7 protein-coding genes and 1 pseudogene are annotated in these 8,974 nt (G+C 58.4%); 7 read left to right on the forward strand and 1 reads right to left on the reverse strand.

From position 1 onward, the window contains the following. From D6877_RS29285 to mnmH, 5 genes and pseudogenes are all read left to right on the forward strand, one after another. A pseudogene (locus D6877_RS29285) lies at window positions 1-1,242 on the forward strand (hypothetical protein); the annotation flags it as partial. Next, complete coding sequence (locus D6877_RS02330) at window positions 1,232-2,347, forward strand: hypothetical protein (protein WP_241662834.1); 1,116 nt, start codon at window positions 1,232-1,234, stop codon at window positions 2,345-2,347. The pseudogene D6877_RS29285 and the gene D6877_RS02330, both read left to right, overlap by 11 nt. 201 nt (window positions 2,348-2,548) lie before the next feature. Beyond that, window positions 2,549-3,688, forward strand: a complete 1,140-nt coding sequence (locus tag D6877_RS02335) for a hypothetical protein (RefSeq protein ID WP_241662835.1) — start codon at window positions 2,549-2,551, stop codon at window positions 3,686-3,688. A gap of 173 nt (window positions 3,689-3,861) precedes the next feature. Then, a complete protein-coding gene (gene selD, locus D6877_RS02340) occupies window positions 3,862-4,896 on the forward strand; it encodes a selenide, water dikinase SelD (RefSeq protein WP_130909700.1) in 1,035 nt (344 codons plus the stop codon). After that, window positions 4,896-5,999: a tRNA 2-selenouridine(34) synthase MnmH gene (gene mnmH, locus D6877_RS02345; RefSeq protein WP_130909701.1), complete on the forward strand. Its 1,104-nt coding sequence runs from the start codon at window positions 4,896-4,898 to the stop codon at window positions 5,997-5,999. The genes selD and mnmH overlap by 1 nt, the downstream gene beginning before the upstream one ends. A 109-nt stretch (window positions 6,000-6,108) precedes the next feature. On the opposite strand, the gene D6877_RS02350 is transcribed toward mnmH, so the two are convergent. Further along, complete coding sequence (locus tag D6877_RS02350) at window positions 6,109-6,783, reverse strand: histidine phosphatase family protein (protein ID WP_130909702.1); 675 nt, start codon at window positions 6,781-6,783, stop codon at window positions 6,109-6,111. Window positions 6,784-7,066: 283 nt separating this feature from the next. Here D6877_RS02350 and D6877_RS02355 point away from each other — a divergent pair, with 283 nt between their 5' ends. Both D6877_RS02355 and hemB read left to right on the forward strand, forming a co-directional pair. Then, window positions 7,067-7,765, forward strand: a complete 699-nt coding sequence (locus tag D6877_RS02355; RefSeq protein ID WP_125927235.1) for a glutathione binding-like protein — start codon at window positions 7,067-7,069, stop codon at window positions 7,763-7,765. Between the two features lie 250 nt (window positions 7,766-8,015). After that, window positions 8,016-8,974: porphobilinogen synthase (gene hemB / locus D6877_RS02360; RefSeq protein ID WP_130909708.1), on the forward strand; the 959-nt coding region annotated here is incomplete at its 3' end.

Below are 8,974 nucleotides of genomic sequence, written 5' to 3' on the forward strand. Positions count from 1 at the left end.
ATGGGGGTGTTGGTGGTGTTGGTGCAGGTGGTGAATGTGGTGGGGGTTTATCGGGAGGTGATGAAGCAGACGAGGGACAGGAAGAAACGGGCGGATTTTTTTGCTGCCATTATCGCGACAGGCGCAGCCGGATTTACCGCTGCGCAAGGGCTTGCCGATACAGCGCTCAAGGCTCGAAGCGCGAGTCTTATTGCCGGTATGCAGGTTGAGGCGCTGCAACAGGTTCATGTGCAGATGGGAAAGTTGCATGTTGGGTTGGGCATGTTTACCTATCTTTTGAGTTTGAGAACTTCCTTAACCAGCTTCAGAATAAAAGATCGAAAGTGGCAAGACGCGGTTCGAAGTGGCACTCAATCTGAGCAGAGAGCAGCTGCGATGGCGACCTCGGGCGCGGCAGGCATGATTGCAATTAGTGGCTACGGGTTTGGTAATACAGTATCTGCCACCATTAAAATATTAACTGCACCGAACCGTTCGGCGCGAGCAACTGCTTGGGCCGCCGCTGGCACACGTCTTTCTACTGTATTTTTTCGATTCAATTTGGCTGGTGCGTTGTTCACGGTGCTAGAGTTCGCCGGGACATGGCTGTTCAATCGGTACAATCTCTCTGCCCACGACAAGTGGTTGAAAATCACGCCCTGGAGCCGTGATGAAGAGATGCGCGGTGACCACTCCCTGAATGACTATCAAAATTATCTGGCATTTTTGATACACGCTCCCTACGCCCAATCAGGACCTGATCCCAGTGACACCTGGCTGAAGACTTTATTATTTGGCGCCAAACCCAGTGATATTCATTTGGTTCTGCCGAGGCTGGCGCTAAATGATCTTCTGCCGCCGTTAAACGGTAAACCGAGTCATCGCTTGGGAATCGGTGCCCATCGACTTGTTGCACCGCTGCATGGTCGCGGTGTGCCGCAAGTGCGCAAGGAAGTCATCAGTGAGGAGATATTGAGCAGTCTGCGAATCGTGAAGTCATCGCCTGGTGGTTTGGTGCTTTGTCTTCAGTACCCCATCCGTCCCGATTCTGACTACACGCCTGCAAAGGAAACGCTCGAACTTGCCGTATGTATCCAGACCGTCAATGGCAAAGGTGGGTCGGAGTCAAGAACGCGCGTGATTCATATTGACCCTCGGGATAGCGGTCATTTTGCTGTAGTAACTCCCGGCTCGGTTAAAGACAACCCTCCGGTTTTGCTGGTAGAAACTCAATACCTCGAATGGGCTGACCATGCCGAATAATCACAATGAGCCTGTAGTTGATGCGCAATGTGAGGTGGTCAGAAAAGCGGGCAATGTAGAGCCCTTTCCAAGCGGAAAGATCACCTATCTCGCACCGTTGCCATTGCCCACACCAATGCCACCTTATGGCCCGCATATCGGTGAGCTCAATGATGTTTACATGGACTGCGGATTAGGCCAGCCGCAAATTTTTATGTGGCAAATGACGTTGGGGGGGCCGGTTAGTTTAGCGGTTATGGTCATTTTCATATTCCCCTTGATTACGGGAATGCTGGGTGTCGTATTCGGCTATGGTCCAACACTCATTTGGGAATCAATAGTGGGTATATTCCAAGCAGGATATGAAAGCGCTTTACTGACCGAGCCTTTGATTCTACTGATCGGCCTGGGCGTCTGGCACCACTTCCATAAAAAACGCCTCTCCCTCATTCCAACCCGCTTCAACCGCCAACGCCGCGAAGTCTGCTTCATGCCCGAGGGCGCCACCGAACCTGTCTTCGTCCCATGGGAATCGCTCTCCGCGTGGATCATCGAAGCCAAGGGCGCCACCCAATTCGGCATCCATCGCCAATACGGCATGGGCATCGGTTTTCGCCACGGCGAAACCCTCACCAGCCTCGAATTCCAATGCGCCGGCCTGGAGCTCGCGATCAGCCATTGGGAAGCGATTCGCGGTTACATGGAGTACGAAGTCAACGACCTCAAATCGATTCAGGACCTGCAAGACCTGCAAGGCCCGGACGACCCGCCCCACGAAGGCCTGCATACTTTTCGTAACGCCCGGGCGCGGATGCATCAGCAGATCCGTGAAGGCCGCCGCTCGCGGCTGTCGGGGTTCTTTTGGTACCTGTATCACGTCATGACTTTATGGACGATTCCCAACCGTCTGGTCGAATGGGAAGTGCGCCGTCTGGAAAGAATCGGCAAGCAGGCGCTGCCGGAAGTCATGCGCGAATGGTCCGAGCCGCTGCCGAAAGAGCAATGGGCCAAGCCCAGTGAAGAGTTGCTGCGGCTGAGTGAACAAGTGCGGCGTATGCACAAGCGCCAGCCGCATCGGCCGATTACGCAGATTTTCGCTGAGGTTTGCAGGAGAGCTGAGTGCTGATGTTGAGCAGTTTTGTGGCCAGTGGGTCGGAAGTTTTTTGCCTGTTTGCGCGCCTTCGCGAGCAGGCTCGCTCCCACAGGGGATCGCATTGTACGCAGATGTTTCGGTTGATCTTGGCCGAGGTGGTAGACCCTCGGGGTGGCGGCCATTTTTCAGTTGTTGCTACCGGGTCGGTCAAGCAAAACCCGATGGTTCTGCTGGTTGAAACTCAATACCTCGAATGGGCTGACCATGCTGAATAATCGCAGTAATCCTCTTTCCAGTTCGGAATATGAGGGGATTAAAAAAGCGGGCGATATTGAGCCGTTCCCAAGCGGGAAAATTACCTATCTATCACCTTTGCCATTGCCAGCACCTATACCACCTTATGGGCCTCACATCGGGGAATTGAACCAAGGTTACATGGACTTTGGTCTCGGATTGCCAGAGGCATTTACGTGGCAGTTGATTCTCGGCGGGACGACCGCAGGAACTTTTATGGTTCTCGTTTTATTTCCTTTGTTCACGGGCTTGCTAGGGATTCTTTTTGGCTATGGAAACGAGGCGATTTGGGAATCAATGGTTGGAATATTCGAAGTGGGGTTGGAAAATGAATTAATTTGCGGTCCCTTGATCTTGCTCATCGGTATTGGTGTCTGGCACCACCACCACAAAAAACGCCTCTACATCATCCCAACCCGCTTCAATCGCCAACGCCGCGAAGTCTGCTTCATGCCCGAAGGCGCCACCGAACCAGTCTTCGTTCCATGGGAATCGCTGTCCGCCTGGATCATCGAAGCCAAGGGCGCCACCCAGTTCGGCATCCACCGCCAATACGGCATGGGAATCGGTTTCTATCAAGGTGAAACCCTCATAAGCCAGGAATTCCAATGCGCCGGCCTAGACCTCGCGATCAGTCATTGGGAAGCGATTCGCGGTTACATGGAGTACGAAGTCAACGACCTCAAATCGATTCAGGATTTGCAGGATCTGCAAGGTCCGGACGACCCGCCCCACGAAGGCCTGCACACTTTTCGCAATGCCCGGGCGCGGATGCATCAGCAGATCCGTGAAGGCCGCCGCTCGCGGTTGTCGGGATTTTTTTGGTACCTGTATCACGTCATGACTTTATGGACGATTCCCAACCGTTTGGTCGAATGGGAAGTGCGCCGTCTGGAAAGAATCGGCAAGCAGGCGCTGCCGGAAGTCATGCGTGCATGGTCCGAGCCGCTGCCCGAAGAGCAATGGGCCAAGCCCAGTGAAGAGCTGTTGCGACTGAGTGAACAAGTGCGGCGGATGCACAAGCGCCAGCCGCATCGGCCGATTACGCAGATTTTCGCTGAGGTTGGCAGGCGGGGCTGACTGGACGGTGCAGGCAGGTTCGATTGCTTTCGCGAGCGGGCTAGCTCCCACAGGAGACCACCGTACAAATGTGGGAGCGAGCCTGCTCGCGAAGGGGGCCGCTCGGTCAGCACAAAAATCTGCGCGCTCGCGCTCTGCTAGAATCCGCCCCATTCATTGCCAGAGACTCTCCCATGAGCGAGCCAATTCGTCTGACCCAATACAGCCATGGCGCCGGTTGTGGCTGCAAGATTTCCCCACAGGTGCTGGAAGTGATCCTCGCCGGCAGCGGCGCACAGAACCTCGATCCCAAGCTCTGGGTCGGCAACGCATCGCGTGATGACGCGGCGGTGTATGCGATCGATGCCGAGCGCGGGGTGGTGTCGACCACCGATTTTTTCATGCCGATTGTCGATGACCCGTTCGACTTCGGCCGCATCGCCGCAACCAACGCGATCAGCGACATCTACGCGATGGGCGGCGATCCGTTGATGGCGATCGCGATTCTCGGCTGGCCGGTGAATGTGCTGGCGCCGGAAGTGGCGCGGGAAGTGATTCGTGGTGGTCGCTCGGTGTGTGACGCGGCGGGCATCCCGTTGGCGGGGGGGCATTCGATCGATGCGCCGGAGCCGATCTTCGGCCTCGCCGTCACCGGGCTTGTGGAAAAGCGCCACATGAAACGCAACGACACCGCTACCGCCGGTTGCCTGTTGTACCTGACCAAACCGTTGGGCATCGGCATCCTCACCACTGCGGAAAAGAAGGGCAAGTTGCGCGCCGCCGACGTCGGTGTCGCCCGCGACTGGATGTGCACCCTGAACAAGCCCGGCAGCCGCTTCGGCAAACTCGCCGGCGTCACCGCGATGACCGACGTCACCGGTTTCGGCCTGCTCGGGCACTTGGTGGAAATGGCCGACGGCAGCCAGTTGACCGCGCGCATCGCCTACGACCGCGTGCCGCGTCTGGACAGCATCGAGTACTACCTCGATCAGGGCTGCGTGCCGGGCGGTACGCTGCGCAACTTCGACAGCTATTCGAGCAAGGTTGGCCGCGTGCAGGAGTTGCACAAACGCGTGCTGTGTGATCCGCAAACCAGCGGCGGTCTGCTGATTGCGGTCACGCCTGAAGGCAATGACGAGTTCCTCGGCGTCGCCGCCGAACTGGGCCTGAGCCTTGCGCCGATCGGCGAACTGGTTGAGCGACAGACGAACGCAGTCGAGGTGATTTGATGCTCCGCGACTGCACCGACTACCGCGACATTTTCCTCAACGACCGGCCGATGATGGATGCCCGCGCGCCGGTCGAGTTTCACAAAGGCGCGTTCCCCGGCGTAGTCAATCTGCCGCTGATGAATGATCTGGAACGGCAGAAGATCGGCACCTGCTACAAGCAGCATGGCCAACAGGCGGCGATCGAACTGGGCCACCAGCTGGTGGCCGGCGCGGTCAAGGCCGAGCGCATCCATGCCTGGGCCGAGTTCGCCCGGGCTCATCCCGATGGTTATCTGTACTGTTTTCGCGGTGGCTTGCGCTCGCAGATCACCCAGCAGTGGCTGCGCGACGAGGCGGGCATCGACTATCCGCGTGTCGGCGGCGGCTACAAGGCGATGCGCAGTTTTTTGATCGACACCCTTGAGCAGGCCATCGCGCAGTGTGATTTCGTTTTGCTCGGCGGCATGACCGGCACCGGCAAGACCGAAGTGCTGGTGCAGTTGCGCAACGGTGTGGATCTGGAAGGCCACGCCAATCATCGCGGCTCCAGTTTCGGCAAACGCGCCACCGGGCAGCCGTCGAACATCGATTTCGAGAATCGCCTGGCCATTGACTTCCTGAAGAAGCGCGATGCCGGGATCGAGCAGTTTGTGCTCGAAGACGAGAGCCGTGTGGTCGGCAGTTGCGCCTTGCCGTTGCCGCTGTATCAGGGCATGCAGCAGTACCCGATGGTCTGGCTGGAAGATCGTTTCGAGGATCGTGTCGAGCGGATCCTGCGTGATTACGTCATCGATCTGTCGGCGGAGTTTGCCTCGGTGCACGGTGAAAACGGTTTTGCCTTGTTCTCCGAACGTCTGCTGGAAAGCCTCAACAACGTACAGAAACGCCTCGGCGGTGAGCGCCATTCGCGGATGCTGGTGTTGATGGAGCAGGCGCTGGCAGAGCAGGGCCGCAGCGGCGCGGTGGACCTGCATCGCGGCTGGATCGAGGGTTTGCTGCGTGAGTATTACGACCCGATGTATGTGTTCCAGCGCGAGAAGAAGGGCGGGCGGATCGAGTTTGCCGGAGAGCGGGGGGCGGTGATCGAGTATTTGCGTGCGAGGGTGAGTCAGAAGGCTTGAGGCGCAAGCGACTGGCCTCTTCGCGAGCAGGCTCGCTCCCACAGTTGAAATGCGGTTCCCTGTGGGAGCGAGCCTGCTCGCGAAGACGCAAGGTCAGGCGCTACAAATATCAGGTCGGGCAAGTGTCCTTGCCGTTATCCAGCCCCTGTTTGTAGACATGGCTCTGCAAACTGGCCTTGCCGTTGTGCCACTTCAGGGTCAGGACATACAGCGAGTCGAAGTCATCGCCGGCCCAGTCATCGGTGATTTTCTGCCGCTCGCCCACTGCGTTGCCAGCGACCTTGTTGATCAGATCCGGCAGATAACCGTGGGACCAGGCGGTGTAGATCGTCGAGTTGTGGTACTTCTCGTTCAGCAGTTCGCGGGCCAGATCGCTGGTGTCGTTGGCGGAGAACTCGATGTTCACCGGCAGGCCGAGCTTGATCGCGGCCGGGCTGATGGTCATCAGCGGACGAATGTAGCTGTAGGAATTGTCCAGCTCGCCTTCCTCGACGTTGCGCGTCGGGTTGGCAGCGAACACGTAATCAGCCTTGCCGAATTTTTCCGGCAGCAGGGTCGAGAGGTCGATGGCGCGGTTCAGGCCCTGGCAGTTGAGCTGGCCGAGGCCGCCTTCGGGCTTTTCCGCGTGGCGCAGGAACACCAGCGTCTGCGTGCCGTCCGCCGGTTGTGCACGGCTTTCACTGGATTCAAGCGAGAGAAAAAGCGCGCTGACTGCCAGCAGGGAGGGCAGGGCCACGTACGCGCGATGTTTGAAACGTTTGGCGAAACTCATCAGGTTCGTCATCAATTCGAGGGTTCTTCAGCAAAATCGGTTAAGGCTGACAAACCTTGGCACCGCGGGCTCCCAGCACCGGGTGTTTCCCTGTCGTGAACAGCTTCCTCTGCGAGAAAGGCATAGCTCAGAGTCCTGTAATGCCCGTTTGGTTCGATCCGGGCCAGTGCGCAGCACTCTAACGGCAACCTTTGCGGGCATGCAGGCAGGTTAGCGACAGGATGTTACGGTTCGTGTAGGCGCGGCGGCAGGCCTACTTTATGATCGGTTTTCAATTTGTGACTGGATGCTTCCAATGACCGATCTGTCTGCATTCCCGATTACTCAGAAATGGCCGGCGCAGTACCCGGACTGGATTCAGCTCTACTCCCTGCCGACCCCCAACGGCGTCAAAGTGTCGATCATGCTCGAAGAAATCGGCCTGCCGTACGAGCCGCACCGCGTCGGTTTCGACACCAACGACCAGACCTCGGCGGAATTTCTCTCGCTGAACCCGAACAACAAGATCCCGGCGATCCTCGACCCGCATGGCCCGGAAGACAAACCGCTGCCACTGTTCGAATCCGGCGCCATCCTGATTTATCTGGCCGACAAGAGTGGCCAGTTGCTCGCTCAGGAAGGCGCGCTGCGCTACGAGACCATCCAGTGGCTGATGTGGCAGATGGGCGGCATCGGCCCGATGTTCGGACAGCTCGGTTTCTTCAACAAATTCGCCGGCAAGGATTACGAGGACAAGCGTCCGCGTGACCGCTATGTCGAAGAGAGCAAACGCCTGCTGAACGTGCTCAACACCCGCCTCGAAGGCCGGGACTGGATCATGGGCGAGCGCTACACCATCGCCGACATCGCCACGTTCCCGTGGGTGCGCAATCTGCTTGGCTTCTATGAGGCCGGGGATCTGGTCGGGATTCAGAGTTTCCCCAATGTCACACGGGTACTGGAGCGGTTTCTCGCGCGCCCGGCGGTCATTCGTGGCCTGACTATCCCGTCCTGACCCAATACAGTCGCCACTGTGGGAGCGAGCCTGCTCGCGAAAGCGTCGTATCAGACACCATTTTCGTTTCTGACCCAGCGCATTCGCGAGCAGGCTCGCTCCCACAGGGGGAAATGCGCGATCAGCAGCAGGATTATTACAAGCCCGGTAACGCTCTCTTGATTGATCCAGGTTTGTCCCGCACCCGCCGCAGGCATAAGCTTCGCCCCCTACGACTTTCGTCTCATCCGCTGTTTTCAGGAAAGGCCCCATGTCCAGTCAGTTCCCCGAAGCACGTCCCCGCCGTCTGCGCCGCAATGCGAGCCTGCGCAGTCTGTTCCAGGAAACCGAGTTCAGCCTGAACGATCTGGTCCTGCCGATCTTCGTCGAGGAAGACATCGACGACTTCGTGCCGATCACCAGCATGCCCGGCGTGCAGCGCATTCCCGAGCGCAAACTGGCCAGCGAAATCGAGCGCTATGCCCGTGCCGGCATCAAGTCGGTGATGACCTTTGGCGTGTCCCATCATCTCGATGCCAACGGCAGCGACACCTGGCGCGAAGACGGTCTGGTCTCGCGCATGTCGCGCATTGCCAAGGACGCCGTGCCGGAAATGATCGTGATGTCCGACACCTGCTTCTGCGAGTACACCGATCACGGCCATTGCGGCGTGATGCACAACCACGAAGTCGACAACGACCAGACTCTGATCAATCTCGGCAAGCAAGCCGTGGCCGCCGCCCGCGCCGGGGCTGACGTAATCGCACCGTCGGCAGCAATGGACGGCCAGGTGCGCGCGATTCGCCAAGCGCTGGACGCGGCCGGCTTCACGCAGATTCCGATCATGGCCTACTCGACCAAATTCGCTTCGGCACTGTACGGCCCGTTCCGCGAGGCCGGCGGCAGCGCGCTCAAGGGCGACCGCAAAAGCTATCAGATGAACCCGATGAACCGCCGCGAAGCCCTGCGCGAATCGTTGCTCGACGAGCAGGAAGGTGCCGATGCGCTGATGGTCAAACCGGCCGGCGCCTACCTCGACATCATCCGCGACATTCGCCAGGCCTCGAACCTGCCATTGGCGGCGTATCAGGTCAGCGGCGAGTACGCGATGATCAAGTTCGGCGCCCAGGCCGGGGCGATCGATGAAGATCGCGTGGTCCGCGAAAGCCTTGGCGCAATCAAGCGTGCCGGGGCGGATCTGATCTTCACCTACTTTGCGATGGATCTGGC

The sequence above is a fragment of the Pseudomonas sp. Sample_9 genome (assembly GCF_004307535.1).
Lineage (GTDB): Bacteria > Pseudomonadota > Gammaproteobacteria > Pseudomonadales > Pseudomonadaceae > Aquipseudomonas > Aquipseudomonas mercuritolerans.